Raw genomic sequence first — 23,904 nt, 5'->3', positions numbered from 1 at the left:
GGGGCTGGCTGAGACGTGAAGCTTGATTCGATGTACCAGGAAGTCATCCTGGACCACTACAAGCACCCCCATGGGCGAGGCTTGCGGGATGGCGATGCCGAGGTGCACCACGTCAACCCGACGTGCGGCGACGAGATCACGCTGCGCGTGAAGTACGACGGCGAGCAGATCGCGGACATCTCGTACGAGGGACAGGGCTGCTCCATCAGCCAGGCCTCGGCGTCCGTGCTGAACGAGCTCCTCGTCGGCAAGGACGTGTCCGAGGCGCAGAAGATCCAGGAGACCTTCCTGGAGCTGATGCAGTCCAAGGGCAGGATCGCGCCCGACGACGCGATGGAGGAGGTGCTGGAGGACGCGGTCGCGTTCGCCGGTGTCTCCAAGTACCCGGCCCGGGTCAAGTGCGCCCTCCTGAGTTGGATGGCGTGGAAGGACGCGACGGCCCAGGCTCTGGGCGAGAGCGCCGAGAGGAAGACGGCATGAGCGAGAACGAGACCCTGACGATGAAGCCGGCCTCCGAGGAAGAAGTCCGTGAGGCGCTGTACGACGTCGTCGACCCCGAGCTGGGCATCGACGTCGTCAATCTCGGCCTGATCTACGGCATCCACATCGACGACGCGAACATCGCGACGATCGACATGACCCTGACGTCCGCGGCCTGCCCGCTCACCGATGTCATCGAGGACCAGGCCAAGTCCGCCACGGACGGCATCGTCAACGAACTGCGCATCAACTGGGTCTGGATGCCGCCGTGGGGCCCGGACAAGATCACGGACGACGGGCGTGAGCAGCTTCGGGCGCTCGGGTTCAACGTCTGAGTCCGCGCACCCCTTCGCACACGTCTGCGGCCCCCGGCAGTTCGCCGGGGGCCACAGGTGTTCCTGCGCTCAGGACCAGCCGTTCACCACACGGAACGCCGAGTCCGCGCGGAAGAGCTGACTGTTGTCGTCCCCGTCCAGGCGGAGCTGGAAGTTGCGGTGGCGCAGATAGCGGCCCGGGTAGTTGATCGACTCCAGCATGACGGCGCCGGTGTACGGGGACGTCCGGGGGCAGAAGGTGGCGTCCTTGCGGAAGAGGTCGGAGCCGTCGTTGCGGTCGGCGCGCAGAGAGAAGTTGCGGTGGCGCAGATAGGCGCCGTCGGCGGTGGCGAAGGAGTAGCAGTTGGAGTTGCCGAGTCCCGCCACCACCTTGAAGCTGGCGTCCCGCTTGGTCGAGCCCGAACTGCCCGAATCCACCGGATCGAGCCGTACGAAGCCGTCGCTCAGATGCCAGTAGCGGTTCGGGTAGTTGACCGACTGGAGCGACTTCCGCGAGGAGACGGGCTTGGACTCGGGAGGCTTGCTGGACGAGGCGGTCTTCGACGGCTCGGTGGTGCCGGCGACCGGCTTGTCGTCGGACCCCTGTTCCGAGAGCCCCGGCGAGGCCGAGTCCGACGCGGTGGAGGTGGAGCCGGAGTGCCGCGGGGAGGACAGGGCGTTCTTGCCTGCCGGGGCCGTGGTGCTGCCCTCGGCCGAGGCGGAGAAGCCGGGTATGAGCGGGACGCCGGTGTCGGAGGCGGTGTGGTTCGCCCGGTTCTTCGACGCGGCGTCAGTGTTGCTGTCCAGTACGGCGATCGCGGTCGCGGTGGCGATGAGTACCGCCACCGCGAGTCCGCCGGCCATCCACAGCCGTCGGGTTCCGGGCAGCCGTCCCTCGTCCGGGAACTCCCCGGACTCCCAGGGCACCGGCGGCTCGACGAAGGGAGGCAGTTCCCCAGGATAGGGAGTGCCTTGGGGGGTGGGGCGCCAGGCGGGTTCCTCCGAAGTGGGCACGGGCTGGTCGGGCCCGGGCTCGGGTTCGGGCTCTGGCGTTGTTTCTGGCATGCGCGTTCCTCCAGCGTCGCCCAAGGCGCACGCGGATTCGTCTACTGGTCTCAGCACAAGAGGGGGCGCAGGCACACGGAACGGCGGTAGCCGTGGAAACCCGGTGCGCGACTGGTGAAACAGTAGTGGACTTGGTGACTTCTGAGCAGCCGTTTCCCCACTGATCCCCGTGGTCCCACGGGGATTCATGGGGGTTCATGGGATTTCATGGGCGTGGTGGCTGCACATTGCATGCTCAGTGTGATCCAAGTCCGGACTCATCGAGGCGCGACGGCGTGAGGTCGTGTCCGCTTCTGTGCAACCCGCCCGGTGTTCGTCCTCGGCTGCCCCCGCTCGGGGACCACGCTTGTCCAGCTGATGCTGCACGCGCGTCCACGGATCGCCCTGCCGCCCGTAACGCTCCCCCATGGCCTCAAGGGCTCGTCCGGTTCGCGCACCCACGCCAGGCGGTCGAGCGTCCGCCGCCCCAATACGGCCTCGCTCACCCGTATCTGATCGGACGTCAGCCCGATGGTTCAGGTGCCGCCGGTCCGCCAGATCGCCGAAGGCAGCTCGCGCTCCTTGTGTACGTGCGTACGCATCGATGCGTACACTCGTACACATGGGATACGCACTGCTCGCCGGAGCCATCGCCTCCGAGGTGGCCGCCACGACCGCCATGAAGTACAGCGAGGGCTTCAGCAGGCTCTGGCCCTCGTTGGTGACCGTCCTCGGATACGTCATCGCCTTCGTGCTGCTCGCGCAGTGCCTCAAGACCGTCCAGGTCGGCACGGCCTACGCGATCTGGGCCGGCGCCGGCACCGCCGTCATCGCCGCGATCGGCATGGTGTTCCTCGGCGAGGCGCTCAGCTTCACCAAGGTCGCCGGGATACTGCTGATCATCGGCGGGGTCGTGGTGCTGAACCTCGGCGGGGCCCACTGATGGCGGCGCGCCGCTACGACCCCGAGCGGCGGCAGCGGATCATCGACGCGGCGATCCGGGTCGTGGGCGCCAAGGGACTCGCCGGGCTGAGCCATCGCACCGTCGCCGCCGAGGCCGATGTGCCGCTCGGCTCCACCACGTACCACTTCAAGACCCTCGACGAGCTCATGGTCGCCGCGCTGCGCCAGGCGAACGAGGGCTTCGCCAAGGTGATCGCCGCGCACGGTGCGCTGAAGGACCCCCGGGCCGACCTCGCCGGCGAACTCGCCGGGCTGATGGGGGAGTGGCTCGCGGGCGACCGTACGGGGGTGGAGCTGGAGTACGAGCTCTACCTCGCGGCGCTGCGCCGCCCCGCCCTGCGCCCCGTTGCCGCCGAATGGGTCCAGGACCTCGCCGAACCCCTCGCCCGCCGCACCGACCCCGTCACCGCGAGAGCGCTGGTGGCGCTCGTGGACGGGATCTGTCTGCAGGTGCTGCTGACAGGGGCCTCGTACGACGAGGGGTATGCGCGGGAGGTGTTGGGGCGGGTGATCGGCTGAGGGGGAGGGCTCGGCGCGGGGGACGCGCGGGGTGTGAGGGCGGGGTCCCGCCGTGCGTCCCGCACAGGGGCGTACGGGGCGCCCGGCACGTGAGATGGCGGGCGTACCGGTTCGCTCGTGCGCCCCGGGCCGCGTTAGGTTTCACCCATGACCGACACGACTGCTACTCGCACCACCGGCGCCGTCGCCGCCGGCCTCGCCACCCTCACGGCCGACGGCACCGTCCTCGACACCTGGTTCCCCGCGCCCGAGCTGTCCGCCGAACCCGGCCCGGCCGGCACCGAGCGGCTGTCCGCCGAGCGTGCCGTCGAGCTGCTCGGCGAAGGCGCCGCCAAAGCCATCGGGCCCGACGCCCGCCGGGGCGTCGAAGTGGTCGCGGTCCGCACGGTCATCGCCTCACTGGACGAGAAGCCGATCGACGCGCACGACACCTATCTGCGCCTGCACCTGCTCTCGCACCGCCTCGTGAAGCCGCACGGCCAGAGCCTGGACGGCATCTTCGGGCACCTCGCCAACGTCGCCTGGACCTCGCTCGGCCCGGTCGCCGTGGACGACGTCGAGAAGGCGCGCCTCAACGCCCGCGCCGAGGGCCTGCACCTCCAGGTGACGTCCATCGACAAGTTCCCGCGCATGACGGACTACGTCGCCCCCAAGGGCGTCCGGATCGCCGACGCCGACCGTGTCCGGCTCGGCGCGCACCTCGCCGAGGGCACCACCGTCATGCACGAGGGCTTCGTGAACTTCAACGCGGGCACGCTCGGCACGTCGATGGTCGAGGGCCGCATCTCGGCCGGTGTCGTGATCGGCGACGGCTCCGACATCGGCGGCGGCGCCTCCACCATGGGCACCCTCTCCGGCGGCGGCAACGTCCGCATCACCATCGGTGAGCGCTGCCTGATCGGCGCCGAGGCGGGCGTAGGTATCGCCCTCGGCGACGAGTGCGTGGTCGAGGCGGGGCTGTACGTCACCGCGGGCACCCGCGTGACCATGCCCGACGGGCAGATCGTCAAGGCCCGCGAACTGTCCGGTGCGTCGAACATCCTCTTCCGCCGCAACTCGGTGACGGGAACCGTCGAGGCCCGGCCGAACAACGCGGTGTGGGGCGGCCTGAACGAGATTCTGCACAGCCACAACTGATCATCGGCGGCCGTGACCTGCGCCCCCCCTCGACCGACGCCCTGACCCGCTGCCGAGCTGTCGGCGGCTGTCGACGCCGGTCACCATCGAGCGCCCTTCCACGGCCCCAGGACGGCCGGGAGGGCGCTCGCTGCCCCTCCAGGCACCCGTCTGCCACGCCTACTCCCCCTGCTGCGAGAGTGTTCCGATGCTGCTCGATCCTGAGAACACTCTCTTCGTCCGTGGCGCCACGCCCGTGCTCCTGCTGGCCGACGCGCCTGTCCACGACGCCCTACCGCTCTTGGCCGCGCCCGGAGGGGCGGTGCCCCGGTGCGAGGGTTGGGGCATCGTCCCCCGACTCACTCTGTGTGTCGTGGACGGACCTGGGGACCACGGGCTCGTCGTCCCCGCTCTTGCTGCGCCGGTGGTCGGCGGCCCCAACGAAGCCGGGGCGTCCAGCGGCATGGCCGACTGGTGCGAGGACGCCGAGCAGGCCGGTGGAGCCGTCGTCCTGTCTTTGGACCGATTGCCCGACGTACTCGACTGGTCTGCCCTGCTGTCCTCGGGCACAGCCCGCGGCGGCTTCATGCCTGTGGCGGCCTGACCTCAGCAGTGCCGGAGCGGCTCAGCCGGCATGACGCCCGCCGCGAGCGTCCGCGGGTGTGGGCGGGATCCAGCTGATCTGTCAACGCCGCGTATGCGCGCTCCACCTCGCCCAGGTACTGCTCCAGGCGGAAGCGAACCTCCTCGATGACCCTCCCGTCGAGGCCCGGGTACTTCAGGTCGGACCAGATGACCGCCTCGCCCCGGAGCCGGACCCGGATGGTCAGCCTGTCCGGCCCCGGCTCGGGCTGCTCCTGGGCCGCCACATCCACGTTGCACGGCATGTCCGTCGGACAGAGCGGTCCGCCCGGGCGGAGCAGTCGCCCCGGATCGAGGCCGGCCATTCTGCTGTCGCTGCGCGCGACCACGTCGAGGCCGTCGACGAAGAGGTACGTGTGCACGGCAGCACACGCCGGCGGCCCAGGACACGCGCTGATGAGCAGCGTGCTCGCCGCACCCTCGCTTCGCCCGTCGGGCACGGTGGCCCTCAGCTCGCGCGGGGACCTACGCGGCATCCGCCTGATGTGACGTCATGGAGCGATCCTATCGGCCACGTCGCACCAGTTCGCAAGAGCGCGTGCAGTCCGTGCTGCGGGCGGGATCCGCTTACCTCTCAGGTCATCGACCGGGGTGCGCCCGCATGCCAGGCTTCCAGCGTAGGGAGCCCGGCCGACCGGAAGGACCACCATGCCCGCCTACGTCATCGCTCACCTGCAAGAGGCCGCTCCGCACCCGGAGATCGCCGAGTACATCGAGCGCATCCCCACCACCTTCGAGCCGTACGGCGGACGCTTTCTCGTGCACGCCGCGCAGCACGAGGTGAAGGAGGGCAGTTGGCCCGGGCACGTCGTCGTGATCGGGTTCCCGGGGATCGCCGAAGCGCGGGCCTGGTGGGACTCCCCCGCATACCAGGAGATCGCACCGCTGCGCTCGTGCCACATCGAGGGCGAGATCATCCTGGTCGAAGGTGTCCCCGAGGGCTACGACCCGACCGCCACCGCGAAGGCGATGCGGGAGGCCCTGCCTGCCGAGTAGCCCTCGGGCTCGGCGGGCGCGCCCTGTTGGCCGTCGGTGTCGACGCAGCGTCGTCAGCTCGTGAGGATGACGAGTTGCCGGGTCGCTCGGGTCATCGCGACATAGCGGTCGACCGCTCCCTCGACGCCCTCGCCGAACGCCTCCGGATCGATGAGGACGACCAGGTCGAACTCGAGCCCCTTCGACAGCTCCGGGGTCAGCGAACGGACACGGGACGTCGTCCGGAACGAGGGATCGCCGATGACGCAGGCGATCCCGCCGGCGTGCGTGGCGAGCCAGGTGTCGAGGATCGAGCCCAGATCCGCTGCGGATCCGTGGACGACGGGAACGCCGCCGCTGCGGATGGAGGTCGGCACATTGGCGTCCGGGAGCACGGCCCGGATGACCGGCTCGGCCTCCGCCATGATTTCTTCCGGCGTCCGGTAGTTGATGCCCAAGGAGGCCGACTCGATCCGGTCGAGCCCGATCCGCTCGAGCCGTTCCCGCCACGACTCCGTGAACCCGTGCCTGGCCTGGGCACGGTCCCCGACGATGGTGAAGCTCCGGGACGGGCACCGCAGCAGCAGCATCTGCCACTCCGCGTCCGTCAGCTCCTGGGCCTCGTCCACGACGATGTGCGCGAACGGGCCGGCCAGCAGGTCCGGTTCGCTGCCGGGCAGCGCGGACTCGTCGACCAGGGTGTCCCGCAGGTCCTGTCCGTGCAGCATGCCCAGCGCGCCCTCGCTCTCGTCGATCACGACGTTCTGCAGCAGGCTGTCGATGACGTCGGCCCGGCGCGCGCGTTCGGCGGCCACGGCGGCTTCGCTGCGACGCTTGCGCCGCGCCGCCTCCGGGTCGCCGAGCCGCTGCCGTGCCGCGTCCAGGAACGGCAGGTCGGACACCGTCCAGGCCCGGGCGTCCTCGCGCTGCAGCTTCCGGACCTCGTCGGGGCCGAGCCAGGGTGCGCACTTGCGCAGGTAGGCGGGTACCGACCACAGATCTGAGACGAGGTCGGCCGCTTCGAGCAGCGGCCACGCGCGGTTGAAGGCCAGGAGCAGCTCCCTGTTCCGCCGCAGCGACGTGCGGAGCAGGTCGGCCGAGACGTCGTCGTCAGGCGCCGAGGCGTCGTCGTGCCTGTCCACCAGGATCGTCAGCAGCTCCTCCCAGACCTGGTCGCGGGCCTCGTTGTGCGGAGTACCGGGTTCCGCCGCTTCGAACGCCATGGCCCAGTCGTCGGCGCTCAGCCAGATGTCGGACCAGTGGGTCGTGACCGTCATCCCCTTGGTGGGCGGCTCCTCGTAGAACCTGACGGCCGTCTCGATCGCCTTCACCAGGTTCACGGACGACTTCAGGGCGGCCACGTCCGGATCGGCCTCGAGCGTCGCCGCGGCTCCCTCGGCGACGAGGTCCCGCAGGACGCAGGTCTGCACGCCCTCCTCTCCGAGGCTGGGCAGGACGTCGGCGACGTACGCCAGGTAGGGCCGGTGCGGACCGACGAACAGCACGCCGCCCCGGCGGTGACCGAGGCGCGGGTCGGAGTGGAGGAGGTAGGCGGAGCGGTGCAGGGCGACGACCGTCTTGCCCGTACCCGGGCCGCCGTCGACGACGAGAGCGCCGCGTGATCCCGCGCGGATGATGGCGTCCTGGTCGGCCTGGATGGTGCCGAGCACGTCGCGCATCCGCCCCGACCGGTCGCCGCTCAGGCTGGCGATGAAGGCGGACTGGTCGTCGAGCGCGGCGTGCCCGGCGAACCCGTCGGAGGTGAACACCTCGTCCCAGTAGTCGCCGATCCGGCCGCGCGTCCAGCGGTACCTGCGGCGGCTCGCCAGACCCATCGGGTTGGCGTGGGTGGCTCCGAAGAACGGCTCGGCGGCGGGGGAGCGCCAGTCGAGCAGCAGCCGACGACCCGTGCTGTCCGTAAGGCCGAGTCGTCCGACGTACACGGGTTCGGGGCTGTCCGCGCCGACCATGTGCCCCAGGCACAGGTCCAGACCGAAGCGACGCAGTGCGCGCAGGCGAGCGGTCAGCCGGTGGATCTCGATGTCCCGGTCCATCGCTTGCCGGCCGAGGCCGCCGGGCGCCCTGCGCGCGGCGTCGAGGCGTTCGGTCAGCTCGGCGATCGACTGCTTCAGGCACTCCGCGAGGGCCGCGAAGTGCTGCTCGTCGCCGGCGATCAGCGTCGGGTCGGCCTTGGTGGCGAGACGGTCGGGAAGGTCGAACGCACTGGTGGTCAGGGGGTTCACGTCGTTGGCTCCGAATGCTGCGAAGGTGAGGTCGCTCGTGACCCTTGCGCGCGGCAAGGCGCCCGGACCGGCGTGTGCGGGTTCTCGCGAGCGGGGTTCTGACGGGGCGGTCCCGCGTGGCTCATGCGGACATGCGCGCGTTGTCCTGGCCGGTCGTGCCGGTCGTGCCGGTCGTGCCGGTCATGCCGATCGTGTCGAGGAGAAGCTTCGCGGCCACCGTCGCCCCGTCGGTGCGGATCGTGGGGACCACGGCTCTCGCTCGTGCGCGGGTCCCGGGGCCGGCGCCGCAGACCGATCACTGCCCGGTGGCTGTTCTCTGCCTCGCCGTACGGCTCGCGCACCAGGCCGGTCGCCACCGAGCGCATCGACGGGCCGAGCGGCACCGGCGGCACGTCGACCCGAGCCGGCAGCGCCCCGAACTCCTCGTCCGGCGGGGCGCGCACCCGCACCTCCGCGCCGAGTCCCCGCAACCCCACCGCCAGTCCCGCCGGCGGTTCGACGTCCCCCCGCGATCCCCACGTCGACAAACAGCACCCGCACTTCGCGACTCCCCGTTTCCACAGATTCCGGCTTCGGCCGGAGATTCTGCGGCACGACGGGGGCCTTGCCGCAAGCCCCCCGGTGCGCTATAAGTTGAGAGTGGCAAGGAGCGGGTCATCACCTCCTTGCCTTTTCTCTTGTCGTCCGCCGTGGAATCGATCGTGACAAACCCTCGGGGAAGACGTAGGTGACGATGGATGCCGAAGCGCGGGAGAACTGCCGTGAGTTCGTGGCGAATCGGTCGTCCACGCTGTTGAGGACGGCCGTGCTTCAGGCGGCCGCCAACTCCTCGTACGCCGCCAGCAGTCCGTCGGTCACCTCCCGGCCGGCGGCCCGCAGCGGCGCGCGGACCGGGCCCGCGGGCAGGCCGAGCCGACCGAGCAGGGCCTTGGCCGTGACCGTGCCGGGCAGGCCCGACGACATCATCAACTCGATGAGCGGGACGGCGCGTTGTTGCCGACGGGCCGCCTCCGCCGTGTCCCCCGCCTCGAAGGTGTCGAGGATCGCACGGAAGGGGCCCGGGACGGCGTTCGCCACCGTGCTGATGTAGCCGGCCCCGCCGACCGCCCGCAGCGCGAGCACCTGCTCGTCACAGCCCGCGTAGTACGCCAACTCCGTGCGGGCCAGCACCTTCTGGGTGCCGAGGAGGTCGTACGCGCAGTCCTTGACGGCGACGATCCGAGGGTGCTCGGCGAGCCGGATCAGGGTGTCGGGCTCGATGCGGGTGCCGGTGCGGCCGGGAATGTCGTACAGCGTGAGCGGCAGTCCGGTGGCGTCGGCGATCTCCCGGAAGTGGGCCTCGACGGCGTCCTGCGGAGGCCTGCTGTAGTACGGCGTCACGACCAACAGACCGTCCGCGCCCGCCTTTTCGGCCGCGAGGGCCAGTTCGACGGTGTGCCGTGTGTCGGCGGTGCCGACGCCCGCGACGATCGCGGCCCGGTCGCCGACCGCCTCCCGCACGGCGCGTACGAGCGCGGACTTCTCGGCGTCGGTCGTGGTCGGGGACTCGCCCGTGGTGCCGGACAGGACCAGGCCGTCGCAGCCCGCGCGGACCAGCCGGTCGGCGAGCCGCCCCGCCCCGTCGAGGTCGAGCGCGCCCGCCTCGGTGAAGGGCGTGACCATCGCGCAGAGCGCACGGCCGAAGGGAGGGGTGGGGGGAGGGGCGGAGGGGGCTGAGGTCGTCATACGAGCTAGTCTCGGCAGCTCCACTGTGAAGCTCCACTTAATTCTTCTACGAGGTAAAGGAAAGCGTTGCTACCAGGTGGCCGCTTTCGCGAGGCCCTGGTGTCAACCCGGCCCCTCATGGGTCACCATGGCGGGGACGGAAGTCGACGGCAGATCGCGGGAGGCGTCATGAGGCTGGGCAAGGCACTCGCCACCGGAGTCGCGGAAGAGCGGACTCGCGCGGACGACGACAATCTCCAACTTCCCGAGGAACTTCCCGAGGGAATGGAGGAGTTGGAGGCGTCCGTGCCCGATGAGGTCCCGGTCGCCCGATGAGGTTGCGGCTCCCCGAGGAACGTCCGACGGAGCCGCCGACCGGATACAAGATCGCCCACCCGGTGCTGTCCCAGGACGGCACCCGGGCCGGGTTCACCGGTGTGTCGCTGGGCGGCGCGGTGCCGTACGAAGTGCTGGACGAGGCGCGCTGCGTCTACGGGCTGCGGCACCGGGCGCCACACCGCCGCTGCGACTGCGGCTTCCACTGCGTGCACGACTCGGCCACGGCCGAGGCCATGCTCTGCACCGCCGAGCACCGGGCGGCCGTCCTCCTGGAGGTCTCCGTCCTCGGCGCCTACATCCGCTTCGAACAGGGGTTCCGCTACGCCCGCCAACGGGTGCGGAGCGCCACGGTCGGTCCCTGCGCCTGTGGCGCGGTGGCCGCCGCGCTCGCGGACGCGGGCTGGGGGCGTCCCGGCTGGCGCGCCCTCGCCCCGGCCTGCGCGGGCTGTGTACGCGGTCGTACGTCCCTGTCGTTGGCGGGGTTCGCGCGGCTGGCCGGTGACGGGCTGCGGGTCCGCGCCGGGAGCGGGGCCGTGGTGGTGGATCTGCCCGCGGGGCTCGGGGTGTCCGAACTCGTGGCCGAGGCGGCACTGCTGCAGGCCCGGCTGGACTGGTTCCAGACCCAACTGGCACGTCTCGACGAGGGTGGGCCGCAGGGCTGAGTCCACCTCCGACAACTTGACCCGTCTGGACAAAAAAAGTGTTCGGTGAGACGGTGGAGTCATGTTGGACGTGACCGTGATCGAGGACGCCGAGGCAGCCGCCGTCTCGCTTGACCCCATACGGGCCCGGCTGTTGGCCGAGCTGGCCGCCGGGCCCGCGTCGGCCGCCATGCTGGCCGCAAAGGTCGGACTGCCGCGGCAGAAGGTGAACTACCACCTGAAGGCGCTGGAGCGGCACGGCCTGGTCGAGCTCGCGGGCGAGCGCCGCAAGGGCAATGTCACCGAGCGGCTGATGCGCGCGACGGCGGCGTCGTACGTCATCTCGCCGCTCGCCCTCGCCGCCGTGCAGCCCGACCCGGACCGCTTCCGGGACCAGCTCTCGGCCCGCTGGCTGCTCGCCGTCGGTGCCCGGCTGGTCCGGGACGTGGGGGCGCTGATCACCGGCGCGACGAAGGCCCGCAAGCGGCTCGCCACCTACGCGCTCGACGGTGAGGTGACCTTCGCCTCCGCCGCCGACCGCGCCGCGTTCATCGAGGAGCTGACGCAAGGGGTCGGCGCGCTCATTCGCAAGTACCACGACGGGAACGCGGAGGGCGGGCGCGACCACCGGATCGTCGTCGCCGTCCACCCGACGCTCAAGCCGGAAGCCGTCGCCGAGCCGGAAGGCATGGCCAAGCCGGAAGCCATGGCCAAGCCGGAAGTCACCGCCGAGCCGGAGGCCATGGTCAAGCCGGAAGTCACCGCCGAGCCGGAAGCCGTCGCGGTGGACTCGACCCCGCCCGGCCAGGACTGAACCACAGGAGAACCACCACCATGTCCAAGGAATTCGAGATCGCCCGCGAGTTCGAGGTCGACGCCACCCCGGAGCAGATGTGGGAGGCGATCACCACCGGTACCGGCGGCTGGCTGTGGCCGATGGAGTTCGAGCCGCGCCAGGGCGGGGCCGGGCCGTTCGGCTCCACGCTCACCAACTGGGATCCGCCGCACCGCCTCACCAGCCTGGTCGAGGACGTCGAGGGCATCTCCCAGCAGACCCTCAACCAGATCGACGAGACCATCGAGCCGCGTGACGACGGCCGCCGGTCCTGGGTGCGGTACGTGCACAGCGGCATCTTCGTCGAGGACTGGGACAACCAGTACGACGGCGCGAGCAAGCACACGGACTTCTATCTGCACACCCTGCGCCAGTACGTGACGCACTTCGCCGGGCGCCCGGTCGCCTTCGCCACCTTCGACGGACCCGGCGCCTCGACGGCGTCCGACGCCTTCGCCGCCGTCGGGCGGGCGCTCGGCCTCGCGGACGACACCGCCGAGGGCGCGCGGGTGCGGGCCCGGGGACCCGAGGGGCAGCTCCTCGACGCCGTGGTCGACTACCGCAACCCGTACTTCATCGGGCTGCGCACCGACAACGCCCTCATCCGCTTCTTCGGTCGCAACCACTGGGGCGCTCCCGTCGGCATGAGCGTCCACGACTTCGCGTCCGACGCCGACGCCAAGCACAACGAGACCGCCTGGAAGGGCTGGCTGAACGAGACGTTCGCCGCCTGACATCCAGCAAGGGAGGAGCCCGGCCCCCCGGACGACGGGGCCGGGCTCCTCCCTTTTCGGGGCTGTGGCCTCATCCACAGCCCCTGCAGGCCTACGGCCGGAACCGCAGTACCTGCGGGTCGTGGTCGCTGATCTGGTCGGAGAACTCCGAGTTGATGTGCACGCTGTCGTAGTCGAGGTCGCAGCCCTTGCGAATCGACGGGCTGACCAGGATCTGGTCCAGGACCTGCTGGTTGCCCTGGTAGTCGTACGTGTAACGCTCGCTCTTCGGCAGCGACTTGATCGCCGACCAGAGCTCGCCGTCACCCTCGAGGATCTTGGTGGTGTCCGAGAACTCGAAGTCGTTCATGTCGCCGAGGGCGAGCACGTCGGCGTTCTTCTGCGCCGTGAGGATCTCGTTGACGAAGGAGTTCACCGCCGTCGCCTGCAGATGACGCTGGGTCTCCGAGCTGCGGGCCGGGGGCTGGTACTGCGCGGTCAGACCCTGGTCACCGCCCTTGGAGTTGAGGTGGTTGGCGATCACGAAGACCGTCTTGCCACGGAAGACGAACTCGCCGGCCAGCGGCTTGCGGCTGGACGTCCAGGCCGTGTTGGCCGGGTCGATGCGGCCGGGGGAGGCCGTCAGCCGGGCCTTGCCGTGCACCTTGGTGACACCGACGGCGGTCGTCGAGTCGCCGCCCGCGCGGTCCGTGAAGGAGACCCGCTCCGGGTTGAAGAGGAAGACCTGGCGGATGTTGCCGCCGGGCTCGCCGCCGTCCTTGTCGTTGACCGGGTCTATGGAACGCCAGTCGTACTTCGGGCCGCCCGCCGCGACGATCGCGTCGATCAGCTTGTTCACGGTCTGGTCGGCGGCGACCGTGCCGTCGTCCGTGGCGCCGTTGTTGTCCTGGATCTCCTCCAGGGACACGATGTCGGGCGACTGGAGGTTGTTCACGATCGCGGCCGCGTGGGCGGCGAACGTGCCGTCGCCCGGGTCCAGGTTCTCGACGTTGTACGTCGCCACGGCCAGCTCGCTGCGCGACTGCTTGCGGGTCGTCTCGCGCTTCAGGTCGCCCTTCTCCAGGGTGCCCAACTGGCTCGCGACGAGCGTGTAGCCGCCGAACTGGTTGTAGTCGAGCGGGCCCGCGGTGGTGCCGGCGAGCTTGTCGCCGACGTTCGCGACGGGGAAGTCGGCGGTCGCGCCGAGGGACTGGATCTGCAGGCGTCCGGTGTTCTGCGAGGTGTACGCGCCGTAGATCGTGCCGCCGCGGCGGGTGGCGTTCTCGTGCGGCTTCACCGTGACCCACAGCTCGCTGTACGGGTCGGTGGCGGTGACCACGCGGGTGTCGGCGACCTGGACGTTCATGCCCTCGAGGGACTCGTAGTAGTCCAGGGCGTACTTCGTCGGCTCCAGGGTGAGCGCGTTGATCGAGCCGCTCGCGGCCGTGTCACCGGCGGGGGCGTAGGCGGCCGGCACGGAACGGCTGTTGATGACCGTGGGCGCGGGGACCGCGTTGCCGGACGACAGCACCGTGATCGTCGGCTTGGTGATCTCCGTCAGCGACTGGTTGCCGGAGGAGGTGCCGCCGGGCACGTACTCCGAGACGGTGCCCGTGACGGTGACCGAGTCGCCGACGGCGACCTTCGGGGTGGAGCCGGTGAAGACGAAGACGCCCTCACTGGTGGCCGGGTCGTTGTCCGGGGTCGGGTCCTGGATCCAGAAACCCCGGGACGAGCCGTAGGTGCGCAGGGCCGTGACGATGCCCGCCACGTCCGTGACCTTCTGGCCCGCGTAGGGGGACGTCCGGGTGGTGCCCTGGATGTCGTGGATGTGGACGGTGTCCGCGTGGGCGGGTGCGGTCAGCACCACGGCGGAGACGGTGGAACAGACCGCGGCTACGGTCAGCGCGCCGATGCGCGCGGTTCTCTTGCTCGGCAAGGGAATCCCTCCGGGGACTTACATGAGCGCCGGGACGAGGCTGGAGCGTGGGGGAGCAGCGCGACCTGTGTGCGGGTCGGTGACGCGCGTAGAAGCTGGTGGGACGAGTGCCCCTCTGAACTTCTACGCGCGTCAATCTCGTGTGTGGGAAGGGGAGTTGTCAAGGATGGAGTGATGTACAACTCCTGACAGGGACATGAACCGGGCGGCATGGGTGGAAATCCGTCTAGGCTGAGCCGTCGACACGGTTTTCCGGTGCGGTGTCCGGATCCTCGGGTCCGGGGGCGGTCCACGGGCGCGCCGGATGTCCTGCGGGGCGATGCCCTTACGGGCTCGGTGGGCGTTCTGCCGGGCTCGGGTGGGCGTACCGCCGGGGCGGCCGGACGTGTGCTGCCGGGTCCTGGTGGGCGTCCTGCCTGGGTCGGGTGGACGCGTTGCCGGGCTCGGTGGACGTACTTCTGGGGCAGGCGGATGTGTTGCCGGCCCTGGTGGGTGTGCCGCCGGGGCCGGGTGATGCGTCGCCTGGTTCTGGTGGGTGTGCCGCCGGTTCCGGGGGTGTGCCGCCTGGGCCTGGTGGGTGTGCCATCGGATCCGGGGGTGTGCTGCCGGGGCGTGGTGGTGATCCGCGGGTTCCGGGGAGTGCGCAACCGGGCCGAGGTGGTGATCTGCCGGTTCCGGAGGGTGTGCCGCCGGAACCCGGGGGGTGCCGCCGGGCCCGGTGGGTGGTCTGCCGGACCCCGGTGGATGTCACGCTTGTTCCGCTCGTCATGCTTGTTCTGGTTGTACTGCGTTTCCTGCTTGTCATGCTTGGTCGGTCCCGCCGGTCGGGTCGTCCGGTTCCGCTCGTTCGGGCCGTTCGATCCCGCTGTCCGGGTCCTGATTGTTCGGAGGAGAACCCAGCCGATGTCAGAGAGCTCCCCCTTGCCGCCGGTGCGGCTGAATTCCGAAGCGGAGCTGGCGCGGGACGCGCTCGCCACCCCGCTGCTCTCCCGCGCCGCACGGCTGGCCCGCTGGGCCGGCCCGGACACGCGGGTCGGCGCCGGGGGCGAACTCGTCGAGGAACAGCTTCCCGGGGCGGCCGACGCGCTCGGGCTCACCGGCGACGAGGCGGCGGCGACGGCCAGTGAGGCCTGGCGGGTGGCCGTCGACACCGGGCTCGTCGAGATCGTGGACGAGGAGGAGGGCACGGTCGCCGCGGGCGCGGACCTCGCGCTGCTCACCTCCGGAGCGCCGCAGGACGTCCTCGGGGTGTGGCTCACCGCCCTGGAGGCCGTACTGGCCGACGCGAGCGTGCCCGACCTCGACGACCTCGTCGACGCGGTGGACGGCGGCGGGGAGATCGACTTCTCCTCGCTGGACTGGAACCCCGAGGCGGAGGCCGAGTTCCTGGACGGAGTGCTCGGCAATCTGTACCTGCTGACCGTGAGCGAGAGCGGGGCCGGCGAAAGCCCCGTACCGCTGCCGGCCCTCGCCGCGTCCATGATCGTGCCGGACGACATGGGGGAGCCGACCAACGACGTACTGGAGCAGGTGTCGGACGCGATGATGCGGCTCGACGACCAGTTCCGGCTGCTCGAACCCGTCGGCCTCGTCGACTTCCAGCCGGTCGACGAGACACTGATGGCGGACACCGACGAGGAGTCCTCGGCCGCCGACGACGCCGACGTGTCGCGGTACGGGATGGTACGGCTGACCCCGCTAGGCCTGTACGGGCTGCGGGCGCGGCTGCTGGAGTCCGGCCTCACCGCCCCCGCGGTGGGCGACCTGGCGGACAAGGGCGCGGACGCGCTGCTGGACGGCACCGCCGCCTTCCCGCCGACCGCTGCCCGGGCCGAGACCGAGCAGTGGCTCGCCCGGCGTGAACCCCTGGCCGCCGCACGGGAGTTGCTCGCCGCGGCGCGCGGTGGCGACGCCGGGGCGCCGTTGCGTCGGCTGCACTGTCAGCAGGCGCTCTCGCTCGTCGGCCTGGAGGCCGAGCCCGCGCTGCGCGAGGTCCTCGACGACGCCGAACTGGGCGGACTCGCGCGGGTCTGGCTCTCCGAACACGGCGCCGCCGATGTGCCCCCGCCGTCCGAGGCGATGATCTTCTGGCTCACCATCGACACGATCGCCGCGCAGCTCGCCGCCGAGGGCAACTCCGCCGAGCTGCAGGGGCTGGTCGAGGGCCTCGCCCAGCAACACGGCAGCTTCTTCGCCGCGGCCTGGCGCGTCGACCACCCGGCCACTCCGGACGTCCTGGAGGCGATGGGCCGCCTCCACCCCGACAAGAAGGTCGCCAAGGAGGCCCGCAAGGCCGCGTTCAAGGCACGCTCGCAACAAGGAGGTTGAGCGAGCCGGGACGGGCCGAGGGGGGCTTCCCTTGCCCCGGCCCCGAGGAGGCGCTCGTTCCTCGGCTCGGGGGGCTTCACCCGTCCTCCGGCCCCGGGGCGCTCGTTCCCCGGTCCCGGGAGTGGCGTCCGTTCCTCGGCCCCCGGAGGGGGGGTTCCCCGTCCCCCGGCCCCGGGAGGGGTGCTCCTTCCCGGTCCCGGAGGGGGCGGCCCGTTCCCCCGTCCGGAGGACTTTTGGGCCCTGTGGCCGAGTCCTTACGGATTCATGGAACCGAGTGCGGTGAAGTCGCCCGATGTTCAACCGGCGTTCAGGCGTGGGCGGGACGGTGTGGCCGCAATGCCCTCGGCCACCCTCCACGGTCATCCTCCACCGTCACGGGAGACACCCATGTCGCTCACCCGCAGGGACTTCGCCGGTCGATCCGCGCTGACCGGCGCCGGTATCGTCCTGGCCGGCAGTGTCGGCGCCCTCGCCACCACTCCGAACGCCCTCGCGTCCACCGACACCGAGAGCGTGGGGGAGGACGGCGAGCCGACGGACCGGCACGGCGGAGTCGGCTACGGACCGCTGGTCCCGGACCCGAAGGGCCTGCTCGCGCTGCCCGCCGGATTCTCCTACCGCGTCATCACCTACAGCGGCCGTACCAAGCTGGACTCGGGTGAGTTCACGCCGTCCCACCACGACGGCACCTCCACCTTCGACGGGCCGCGCGGCGCCACTCTCCTCGTCAACAACCACGAGCTCAAGGGCCCCCGCGCCGGCTGGAAGCACCCCGTGCCGCTCACCGAGGGCCTGGTCTACGACCCGGCCGCGTCCGGCGGCTGCACGGTCGTCGAGGTGCGCCACGACAAGGTCGCCGAGTGGGTCGGCGTCGCGGGCACCTCCACCAACTGCGCGGGCGGCAACACGCCTTGGGGCACCTGGCTCACCTGCGAGGAGACCGAGGACAAGGCCGGCCAGAACGGCATGACCAAGGACCACGGCTACGTCTTCGAGGTCGACCCCGTCGACCGCCGCCGCAACCGGAACCCCAAGCCGATCAAGGCACTCGGCCGGTACGCCCACGAGGCCGTCGTCGTCGACCCCAAGCGGGGCCGCCTCTACCTCACCGAGGACGCCTCGGGCCCCAACGGCCTCCTCTACCGCTGGACGCCCCCGCAGGGCTTCGAGCACGGCCACGGACAGCTCGCCACCCTCGCCGACGACGCCGGCGCCCTCCAGGCCTTCAAGTGCTTCGACTCCGGCGGCCGGTTCATCGACGACCTCTCCCGCGCCACCAGGATCGGCACGGTGTACGGCGTGGACTGGGTCGACGTCCCGGACCGTGACGCGAAGACCGTCTCCGTCCGCAACCAGTTCACCGACGGCCAGGTCACCCGCGCCCGCAAGCTCGAAGGCATGTGGTGGGGCGACGGCGGCACGTACATCGTCTCCTCGTACGCCCGCGAGGAGAGCCCCGTCCAGCACGACGGAGCCGTCTGGTTCTACGACCCCAAGCGCCGCACCCTGACCCTCAAGGTCCTGCTCGGCGTGAACCCCGACCCGTCCAAGGACGGCGCCTTCGACGGCCCCGACAACATCACCGTGTCCCCCTACGGCGGCCTCGTCATCGCCGAGGACGGCGAAGGCGTCCAGCACCTCTTCGGCGCCACCGAGAGCGGCCGTACGTACCCGATCGCCCGCAACGAGCTCAACATCGGCACCGCCGAGGCGCCGGCCTACAGCGAGTTCACCGGCGTCACCTTCTCGCCCGACGGCCGGACCCTTTTCGCCAACATCCAGGAGCCCGGCATCATGCTCGCCATCACCGGCCCCTGGAAGCGCCAGAAGCGCGGGTAGTTAATTCAATGGCTCGAACCGCGGCCGCCCTCCTAAAGTGGTGCACGTCCAGGTGCGAAGGCAGGACCTACTTCCACTGATAATGGGGCGGCCGCGGGTTCGAGTCCCGCCACCGGTACAACGCGCCGGTGTAGCTCAGGGGTTAGAGCACCTACGTCGGTTCCGCCGGCTTTGAACTCTGGACACCACAACTTCATGCACCTCCCGGTGCGCAGGCTGCGGCTACTTCTCTCTCAAAGAATCCACGCCGCCGCCGACTTGATCTCGGGAGGCGCAGCTCATGGTGGGTGCCCGGTGCGCAGGCAGCGGTTACTTCATTGGATCGGACGGTTGCGGGTTCAAGTCCCGTCATCGACTTCGGGTCGGTGTAGCTCAATCGGGTAGAGCATCTGGCTGAGTCCGTCGCCGACCCCTGAACTCGGGCCCCCTCCATTTGCTGTGCCTCCCTCCGAAACGCGACTTCACCGTCGTAGAAAGAATTCGGGGGAATTCATCATGGCGCGATTCAACACCAAGGCGGCCAAGGCGCAGCCCACTTCCCGTGTGACGTCGACCGGCCGCGTGCTGCGCACCCACCAGGGTGGCCGCGGCCAGGAGCGCGACGCGCGCTCCGAGCTCTTCCTGTTGGCGGTAGCGCACTTCGTCGCGGACACGTTCTACGAGACCCGTGACGACCGCGACGACCGGTTCGCCGCGCTCGTGCGCGAGCTCGCGGTCGCCGACCCCTCGTGGACGGCCGCCCTGCTGGGCTGGCTGCGCGGCGAGGGCAACCTGCGGACGGCCTCGCTCATGGGCGCCGCCGAGTACGTGAAGGCACGCCTCGACGCGGGTGCCACCGACGGCCCGGCCAACCGCCAGGTCATCGCCTCCGTGCTGCGCCGCCCGGACGAGCCCGGGGAGCTGCTCGCCTACTGGACCTCCCGGTACGGCCGTAACGTGCCCAAGCCCGTCAAGCGGGGCATCGCCGACGCCGTACGTCGGCTCTACGGCGAGAAGTCGCTGCTGAAGTACGACACGGCGGCCAAGGGTTACCGCTTCGGCGACATCCTCAATCTGGTGCACGCGGCGCCCGATCCGGCGAAGCCGTGGCAGGGCGACCTGTTCCAGTACGCCCTCGACCGGCGGCACCACCCGGACACGGCCGTGGTGCCCAAGTCGCTGCCCGTCGTGGTGGCCCACCGCGACCTGATGGCGCTGCGGCCCGCCAAGCGGCGCAAGGTCGTGACCGGCGCGCACGGTGCGCGGCGCCTCGCGGAGGCGGGGATGACCTGGGAGGCACTGGCCGGCTGGCTCCAGGGCCCGATGGACAAGGCGGCCTGGGAGGCCGTCATCCCGTCCATGGGCGCGATGGCTCTCGTACGCAACCTGCGGAACTTCGACGAGGCGGGAGTGAGCGACGAGGTGGCGGCTCAGGTCGCCGCCAGGATCAGCGACCCGGCGGAGGTGGCGCGCTCGCGGCAGTTCCCCTTCCGCTACCTCGCCGCGTACCAGCACGCCCCCTCGCTGCGCTGGTCGTACCCGCTGGAGCAGGCGCTCGGCCACTCGCTGGCGAACGTGCCCGCGCTGCCCGGTCGCACGCTCGTGCTCGTCGACCGGTCCGGCTCGATGTTCTACTCGCGGCTGTCGGAGCGCTCGGAGCTCAACCGGGCCGACGCGGCGGCGATCTTCGGTACGGCGCTCGCGCTGCGGGCGGCGGACGCGGATCTCGTCGAGTTCGGCACGAGCAGCAACCGGGTGAAGTTCACGAAGGGCGAGTCGGTGCTGAAGGTGCTGGAGCGCTTCGGCGACCTCGGCGGCACCAACACGAGCGAGGCGGTGCGCGCGCACTACAGGAAGCACGACCGGGTGCTCATCGTCACCGACGAGCAGGCCACCTACAGCCACTACGGCGACCCGACCGAGCAGGTTCCGGCGCACGTCCCGGTCTACACCTGGAACCTGGCCGGCTACCGGGCGGGCCACGGTCCCTCCGGGAAGGCCAACCGGCACACCTTCGGGGGCCTCTCGGACGCGGCTTTCCGGATGGTTTCCCTGCTTGAGCGCGGTAGTGACGGGCCCTGGCCATGGGTTGAGTGAACGGGCATGAGTTCGCCAACCTGTCTGAATGGAAACCAGGTTGTGTGAAATGGACGAGTGCTCAAGGCCGCACAAGGGGCGGGGATACTTCAATCTGCACTACCAACGTTGGCGCAGTTCGAATGGACCCGGCGTGGCACTCTGTGCAGTTATGCAGAGTGCGGACGGGAGCGTTACGGCGGCGGCCGCGGGTACTGTCACTTGCACTACACGCGCTTGCGACGCGGCAAGAACGGTCTTGATGGTCGTAAGGTTCGCGGCAGTCTGCAGAACGGCTATCGAATCTTCTGGGTGAACGGAAAACGTGTTCCCGAACACCGATTGGTCATGGAGCAGATCCTGGGTAGACCACTTCGACCGCGCGTCGAAAGCGTGCATCACAAGAATGGCATCCGTGACGACAACCGACCGGAGTATCTGGAGCTGTGGACCTCGATCCAGCCCAGCGGCCAACGGGTGAGTGACGTGCTGGTCTTCGCCCGGGAGATCATCGAGCGATACGGTGACTTGCCTGACACGGCGCTGTAGAGAGGCAGGCCCGACCCATGTCCCTTTCCTCGTACGAGCGTTACCCCCTGCTCTTCGGGCCCTCGCCCGTGCATCCGCTGGAGCGCCTGACGAAGCACCTCGGTGGTGCCTCCCTGTGGGCCAAGCGGGAGGACTGCAACTCCGGTGTCGCCTACGGCGGGAACAAGACCCGCAAGCTGGAGTACCTCGTCGCCGACGCGCTCGCCCAGGGCTGCGACACCCTCGTCTCGATCGGTGGCGTGCAGTCCAACCACACGCGCCAGGTCGCCGCCGTGGCCGCCCACGCGGGACTCAAGTGCGTGCTCGTGCAGGAGAGTTGGGTGGAGTGGCCCGACTCCGTGTACGACAAGGTCGGCAACATCCTCATCAGCCGCCTCGCCGGGGCCGACGTACGGCTCGTGCGGGCCGGGTTCGGGATCGGTTTCAAGGAGAGCTGGGAGCAGGCGCTGCGGGAGGTCGAGGAGGGCGGCGGCAAGCCGTACGCCATTCCGGCCGGGGCGTCGGACCATCCGCTGGGCGGTCTCGGGTTCGCCGGATGGGCCAGTGAAGTGGCCGGGCAGGAGTCGGAGTTGGGCGTCTTCTTCGACACCGTCGTGGTCTGCTCGGTGACCGGGTCGACCCAGGCGGGCATGGTCGCCGGGTTCGCCGCCCTGGAGGAGGCGGGCGGGCGACCGCGGCGCGTCCTCGGGATCGACGCGTCGGCGGCGCCCGCCCGCACCCGTGCGCAGATCGCGCGGATCGCACACGGCACCGGGCAGCTCATCGGCGTACGGAAGGAGTTGACGGAGGCGGACGTCGAGCTGGACGAGCGGTACCACGCGGGCACGTACGGGATTCCGGACGAGGCCACGCTGGAGGCGATGCGGCTCGCGGCGCGCACCGAGGGGATGGTCACCGACCCCGTCTACGAGGGCAAGTCGATGGCCGGGATGGTGGATCTGGTGACGCGGGGGGAGATCGGGCGGGAGTCCACCGTGCTCTACGCCCACCTGGGCGGACAGCCGGCGTTGAACGCGTACAGCGCGTTGTTCTAGGTGCCGGGTTTCTTCAGGCGGTCGGTTCCTTCGGGCGGTGGATTTCCTCAGGCGGTGTGTTTCGGCCTGGTGCCTGTGATCACGAACGCCGACACGAGCAGGGCGGTCAGCGCGATCAGGGAGCCGATGCCGAACGCGCGGGCCGCACCCTCGGTGAGGATGTCGGACGGGGAGCCGTGGGCGTGCCGTGCCGCCGTGCCGAAGACCGTGACCAGGATGGAGAGGCCGAGGGTGCCGCCGAGCCACTGCAGGGTCTGCAGCAACCCGGAGGCGGCGCCCGCCTCCCGTGGCTCGATGCCCGCGAGGATCGTCGCGTTGAGCGGCATGAAACTCAGGCCGACGCCCACGCCCATCAGCACCAGCGGGCCGAACAGGCCGGTGAGGTAGCCGTCGTCGGGCCGCAGCCGCCACAGCCACGCGGCCGCGACGACGAGCAGGGCCATGCCGGTGAGCAGCACCGGCTTGGCGCCGAGCCGCGCGAGCAGCCGGGGCACGAAGCGTACGACCGTGAACATCGCCAGGGTCATGGGCAGGAAGGCGAATCCCGCGCGGAGCGGGCTGTACCCCAGGACCTGCTGGCAGATCAGGGTGAGGAAGTAGAAAGCGCCGAACATGCCCGCGGGCAGCAGCAGTACGCCCGCGTAGCCGCCCGCGCGATTGCGGCTCGCGAACAGGTGCAGCGGCATGATCGGCTGGTCCGCGCGGGACTCGATCCATGTGAAGCCCACCAGCAGCGCCGCCGCCGAACTGAAGCCCAGCAGCGCCTGGGTGTCGGACCAGCTCTCCTCCGAGACCCGGATGAACGCGTACACCAGCGAGGTCATCCCTGCCGTGCCGGCGAGTGCCCCCGCCGCGTCGAAGCGGCCCGCGTGGCGCGGGGTCTCGGTGACGAAGCGGGGCAGGGCGACGGCGACCGCGATGCCGATCGGTACGTTGATCAGCAGGGCCCAGCGCCAGGACGCCCAGGAGGTGAGCATGCCGCCGAGGACCAGGCCGATGGAGGCGCCGATGCCCGCCATCGACGCGTAGATGCCCAGGGCGTGGTGGCGGCGCGGACCGTCGGGGAAGTTCGTGGTGATCAGCGCGAGGGTGCTGGGCGCGGTGAGGGCGGCGCCGACGCCCTGGAGGGCGCGCGCCGTGAGCAGCCAGGCGTTTTCGGTGGCGAGACCGCCGAGCAGGGAGGATCCGGCGAAGAGCAGGACGCCGATGGTCAGGGTGCGGCGGCGGCCCGCGATGTCGCCGACCCGGCCGCCGAGCAGGAGCAGGCCGCCGAAGGTGAGGGTGTACGCGTTGAGCACCCAGGACAGGCCGGTCGGGCTGAAGTGCAGGTCCTTCTGGATGTCGGGCAGTGCGACATTGACGACCGTGGAGTCCACGCCGACCATCAGGTAGGCGGTGACGATGACGAACAGGACGGCGCCGAGCCTGGCGGGTTGGGGTGGTGCGGAGAGAGCGTCGGTGGTGGGTGGTGCGGACGGGGTGGACGAGGTGGACAAGGCGTTCTCCCGGTCTGGCGTCCCCGGACGAAGGTGCACACGGGCAGCACGGACTGCCCGCGAGATAAGCGGGGACTGTCTCCGTTTAACCCTCGCTAAGATACGGAGGGGGTCCCCGGTTCGCAAGGAGTATCTG

The 23,904-nt window shown here is 70.4% G+C and carries 24 protein-coding genes; 17 read left to right on the top strand and 7 right to left on the bottom strand.

What is annotated here, in order from left to right; all coding sequences use genetic code 11:
• Positions 1 to 15: 15 nt before the first annotated feature.
• Both sufU and AAFF41_RS13775 read left to right on the top strand, forming a co-directional pair.
• On the top strand, positions 16 to 480 hold the full coding sequence (sufU, locus tag AAFF41_RS13780; RefSeq protein WP_319748201.1) for a Fe-S cluster assembly sulfur transfer protein SufU: 465 nt from the start codon (positions 16 to 18) through the stop codon (positions 478 to 480).
• Positions 477 to 815: a metal-sulfur cluster assembly factor gene (locus AAFF41_RS13775; protein WP_054235892.1), complete on the top strand. Its 339-nt coding sequence runs from the start codon at positions 477 to 479 to the stop codon at positions 813 to 815. The genes sufU and AAFF41_RS13775 overlap by 4 nt, the downstream gene beginning before the upstream one ends.
• Positions 816 to 884: 69 nt before the next feature.
• Here the strand turns inward: AAFF41_RS13775 and AAFF41_RS13770 are convergent, their stop codons facing one another.
• A complete protein-coding gene (locus AAFF41_RS13770) occupies positions 885 to 1,859 on the bottom strand; it encodes an AbfB domain-containing protein (RefSeq protein WP_343324015.1) in 975 nt (324 codons plus the stop codon).
• A 309-nt stretch (positions 1,860 to 2,168) separates the two neighbouring features.
• Between AAFF41_RS13770 and AAFF41_RS13765 the strand changes: the two genes are divergently transcribed.
• The 5 genes from AAFF41_RS13765 to AAFF41_RS13745 all read left to right on the top strand — a co-directional run bounded on the left by AAFF41_RS13765 (position 2,169) and on the right by AAFF41_RS13745 (position 5,040).
• Positions 2,169 to 2,354 carry a sulfotransferase gene (locus AAFF41_RS13765; protein ID WP_343324014.1) on the top strand — a complete coding sequence of 62 codons (186 nt, stop codon included), beginning with the start codon at positions 2,169 to 2,171 and terminating at the stop codon, positions 2,352 to 2,354.
• Positions 2,355 to 2,460: 106 nt separating this feature from the next.
• A complete protein-coding gene (locus tag AAFF41_RS13760; RefSeq protein ID WP_060902166.1) occupies positions 2,461 to 2,781 on the top strand; it encodes a DMT family transporter in 321 nt (106 codons plus the stop codon).
• Positions 2,781 to 3,320 (top strand): TetR/AcrR family transcriptional regulator, encoded by a 540-nt coding sequence (locus AAFF41_RS13755; protein WP_319748198.1) that lies wholly within the window; start codon positions 2,781 to 2,783, stop codon positions 3,318 to 3,320. Before AAFF41_RS13760 ends, AAFF41_RS13755 begins: the two co-directional genes overlap by 1 nt.
• Positions 3,321 to 3,467: 147 nt before the next feature.
• Positions 3,468 to 4,457 carry a 2,3,4,5-tetrahydropyridine-2,6-dicarboxylate N-succinyltransferase gene (gene dapD / locus AAFF41_RS13750; RefSeq protein WP_097284186.1) on the top strand — a complete coding sequence of 330 codons (990 nt, stop codon included), beginning with the start codon at positions 3,468 to 3,470 and terminating at the stop codon, positions 4,455 to 4,457.
• Between the two features lie 187 nt (positions 4,458 to 4,644).
• Entirely contained in the window at positions 4,645 to 5,040 is a 396-nt protein-coding gene (locus AAFF41_RS13745) for a hypothetical protein (protein ID WP_319748197.1), read from the top strand.
• On the opposite strand, the gene AAFF41_RS13740 is transcribed toward AAFF41_RS13745, so the two are convergent.
• Positions 5,021 to 5,554, bottom strand: a complete 534-nt coding sequence (locus tag AAFF41_RS13740) for a hypothetical protein (protein WP_319748196.1) — start codon at positions 5,552 to 5,554, stop codon at positions 5,021 to 5,023. The two genes, AAFF41_RS13745 and AAFF41_RS13740, sit on opposite strands and share 20 nt — an antisense overlap.
• A 172-nt stretch (positions 5,555 to 5,726) precedes the next feature.
• Here AAFF41_RS13740 and AAFF41_RS13735 point away from each other — a divergent pair, with 172 nt between their 5' ends.
• Positions 5,727 to 6,074 (top strand): DUF1330 domain-containing protein, encoded by a 348-nt coding sequence (locus AAFF41_RS13735; RefSeq protein ID WP_343324013.1) that lies wholly within the window; start codon positions 5,727 to 5,729, stop codon positions 6,072 to 6,074.
• Positions 6,075 to 6,127: 53 nt separating this feature from the next.
• Here the strand turns inward: AAFF41_RS13735 and helR are convergent, their stop codons facing one another.
• The 3 genes from helR to dapA form a co-directional block, all read right to left on the bottom strand.
• Entirely contained in the window at positions 6,128 to 8,296 is a 2,169-nt protein-coding gene (gene helR / locus AAFF41_RS13730) for an RNA polymerase recycling motor ATPase HelR (protein WP_343324012.1), read from the bottom strand.
• Positions 8,297 to 8,417: 121 nt separating this feature from the next.
• Complete coding sequence (locus tag AAFF41_RS13725) at positions 8,418 to 8,546, bottom strand: hypothetical protein (RefSeq protein WP_343326495.1); 129 nt, start codon at positions 8,544 to 8,546, stop codon at positions 8,418 to 8,420.
• A gap of 560 nt (positions 8,547 to 9,106) precedes the next feature.
• Entirely contained in the window at positions 9,107 to 10,021 is a 915-nt protein-coding gene (gene dapA / locus AAFF41_RS13710; protein WP_319748193.1) for a 4-hydroxy-tetrahydrodipicolinate synthase, read from the bottom strand.
• Positions 10,022 to 10,189: 168 nt separating this feature from the next.
• Here dapA and AAFF41_RS13705 point away from each other — a divergent pair, with 168 nt between their 5' ends.
• The 4 genes from AAFF41_RS13705 (at position 10,190) to AAFF41_RS13690 (ending at position 12,549) form a co-directional block, all read left to right on the top strand.
• Positions 10,190 to 10,336, top strand: a complete 147-nt coding sequence (locus AAFF41_RS13705; RefSeq protein WP_266644918.1) for a hypothetical protein — start codon at positions 10,190 to 10,192, stop codon at positions 10,334 to 10,336.
• Entirely contained in the window at positions 10,333 to 11,001 is a 669-nt protein-coding gene (locus AAFF41_RS13700) for a hypothetical protein (RefSeq protein ID WP_319748191.1), read from the top strand. Before AAFF41_RS13705 ends, AAFF41_RS13700 begins: the two co-directional genes overlap by 4 nt.
• A 61-nt stretch (positions 11,002 to 11,062) precedes the next feature.
• Positions 11,063 to 11,794, top strand: coding sequence for a helix-turn-helix domain-containing protein (locus AAFF41_RS13695; RefSeq protein ID WP_343324011.1), 732 nt, complete (start codon positions 11,063 to 11,065; stop codon positions 11,792 to 11,794).
• Positions 11,795 to 11,814: 20 nt separating this feature from the next.
• Positions 11,815 to 12,549 carry an SRPBCC family protein gene (locus tag AAFF41_RS13690; RefSeq protein WP_097284182.1) on the top strand — a complete coding sequence of 245 codons (735 nt, stop codon included), beginning with the start codon at positions 11,815 to 11,817 and terminating at the stop codon, positions 12,547 to 12,549.
• A 91-nt stretch (positions 12,550 to 12,640) separates the two neighbouring features.
• On the opposite strand, the gene AAFF41_RS13685 is transcribed toward AAFF41_RS13690, so the two are convergent.
• Entirely contained in the window at positions 12,641 to 14,467 is a 1,827-nt protein-coding gene (locus AAFF41_RS13685) for an endonuclease/exonuclease/phosphatase family protein (protein WP_343324010.1), read from the bottom strand.
• A gap of 903 nt (positions 14,468 to 15,370) precedes the next feature.
• Here AAFF41_RS13685 and AAFF41_RS13680 point away from each other — a divergent pair.
• The 5 genes from AAFF41_RS13680 (at position 15,371) to AAFF41_RS13660 (ending at position 22,272) form a co-directional block, all read left to right on the top strand.
• Positions 15,371 to 16,795 carry a hypothetical protein gene (locus AAFF41_RS13680; RefSeq protein ID WP_319748188.1) on the top strand — a complete coding sequence of 475 codons (1,425 nt, stop codon included), beginning with the start codon at positions 15,371 to 15,373 and terminating at the stop codon, positions 16,793 to 16,795.
• Positions 16,796 to 17,182: 387 nt separating this feature from the next.
• Positions 17,183 to 18,634 (top strand): alkaline phosphatase PhoX, encoded by a 1,452-nt coding sequence (locus AAFF41_RS13675; protein ID WP_319748187.1) that lies wholly within the window; start codon positions 17,183 to 17,185, stop codon positions 18,632 to 18,634.
• A 495-nt stretch (positions 18,635 to 19,129) separates the two neighbouring features.
• Entirely contained in the window at positions 19,130 to 20,710 is a 1,581-nt protein-coding gene (locus AAFF41_RS13670; protein ID WP_343324009.1) for a TROVE domain-containing protein, read from the top strand.
• A gap of 201 nt (positions 20,711 to 20,911) precedes the next feature.
• The gene (locus AAFF41_RS13665) at positions 20,912 to 21,238 is read left to right on the top strand and encodes an HNH endonuclease (RefSeq protein ID WP_319748185.1); all 327 of its coding nucleotides are present in this window, start codon (positions 20,912 to 20,914) and stop codon (positions 21,236 to 21,238) included.
• Between the two features lie 17 nt (positions 21,239 to 21,255).
• Positions 21,256 to 22,272, top strand: coding sequence for a 1-aminocyclopropane-1-carboxylate deaminase (locus AAFF41_RS13660; protein ID WP_319748184.1), 1,017 nt, complete (start codon positions 21,256 to 21,258; stop codon positions 22,270 to 22,272).
• A 47-nt stretch (positions 22,273 to 22,319) separates the two neighbouring features.
• Here AAFF41_RS13660 and AAFF41_RS13655 read toward each other — a convergent pair whose 3' ends face one another.
• Positions 22,320 to 23,768 (bottom strand): MFS transporter, encoded by a 1,449-nt coding sequence (locus AAFF41_RS13655; protein WP_319748183.1) that lies wholly within the window; start codon positions 23,766 to 23,768, stop codon positions 22,320 to 22,322.
• Between the last annotated feature and the right edge of the window lie 136 nt (positions 23,769 to 23,904).

Origin of the sequence: Streptomyces mirabilis (assembly GCF_039503195.1) — a bacterium.
GTDB classification, from domain to species: Bacteria; Actinomycetota; Actinomycetes; order Streptomycetales; family Streptomycetaceae; genus Streptomyces; species Streptomyces mirabilis_D.
Note: the sequence above shows the minus strand (reverse complement) of the source record. Positions and strands in the feature narration are given on the sequence as shown.

What these genes read in the sequence shown, in the direction of transcription:
- AAFF41_RS13775 (WP_054235892.1), top strand. Translation starts at nt 477, where the DNA reads ATGAGCGAGAACGAGACCCTGACGATGAAGCCGGCCTCCGAGGAAGAA.
- AAFF41_RS13770 (WP_343324015.1), bottom strand. Translation starts at nt 1,859, where the DNA reads ATGCCAGAAACAACGCCAGAGCCCGAACCCGAGCCCGGGCCCGACCAG.
- AAFF41_RS13760 (WP_060902166.1), top strand. Translation starts at nt 2,461, where the DNA reads ATGGGATACGCACTGCTCGCCGGAGCCATCGCCTCCGAGGTGGCCGCC.
- AAFF41_RS13755 (WP_319748198.1), top strand. Translation starts at nt 2,781, where the DNA reads ATGGCGGCGCGCCGCTACGACCCCGAGCGGCGGCAGCGGATCATCGAC.
- dapD (WP_097284186.1), top strand. Translation starts at nt 3,468, where the DNA reads ATGACCGACACGACTGCTACTCGCACCACCGGCGCCGTCGCCGCCGGC.
- AAFF41_RS13745 (WP_319748197.1), top strand. Translation starts at nt 4,645, where the DNA reads ATGCTGCTCGATCCTGAGAACACTCTCTTCGTCCGTGGCGCCACGCCC.
- AAFF41_RS13740 (WP_319748196.1), bottom strand. Translation starts at nt 5,554, where the DNA reads ATGCCGCGTAGGTCCCCGCGCGAGCTGAGGGCCACCGTGCCCGACGGG.
- AAFF41_RS13735 (WP_343324013.1), top strand. Translation starts at nt 5,727, where the DNA reads ATGCCCGCCTACGTCATCGCTCACCTGCAAGAGGCCGCTCCGCACCCG.
- dapA (WP_319748193.1), bottom strand. Translation starts at nt 10,021, where the DNA reads ATGACGACCTCAGCCCCCTCCGCCCCTCCCCCCACCCCTCCCTTCGGC.
- AAFF41_RS13705 (WP_266644918.1), top strand. Translation starts at nt 10,190, where the DNA reads ATGAGGCTGGGCAAGGCACTCGCCACCGGAGTCGCGGAAGAGCGGACT.
- AAFF41_RS13700 (WP_319748191.1), top strand. Translation starts at nt 10,333, where the DNA reads ATGAGGTTGCGGCTCCCCGAGGAACGTCCGACGGAGCCGCCGACCGGA.
- AAFF41_RS13695 (WP_343324011.1), top strand. Translation starts at nt 11,063, where the DNA reads ATGTTGGACGTGACCGTGATCGAGGACGCCGAGGCAGCCGCCGTCTCG.
- AAFF41_RS13690 (WP_097284182.1), top strand. Translation starts at nt 11,815, where the DNA reads ATGTCCAAGGAATTCGAGATCGCCCGCGAGTTCGAGGTCGACGCCACC.
- AAFF41_RS13680 (WP_319748188.1), top strand. Translation starts at nt 15,371, where the DNA reads ATGTCAGAGAGCTCCCCCTTGCCGCCGGTGCGGCTGAATTCCGAAGCG.
- AAFF41_RS13675 (WP_319748187.1), top strand. Translation starts at nt 17,183, where the DNA reads ATGTCGCTCACCCGCAGGGACTTCGCCGGTCGATCCGCGCTGACCGGC.
- AAFF41_RS13670 (WP_343324009.1), top strand. Translation starts at nt 19,130, where the DNA reads ATGGCGCGATTCAACACCAAGGCGGCCAAGGCGCAGCCCACTTCCCGT.
- AAFF41_RS13660 (WP_319748184.1), top strand. Translation starts at nt 21,256, where the DNA reads ATGTCCCTTTCCTCGTACGAGCGTTACCCCCTGCTCTTCGGGCCCTCG.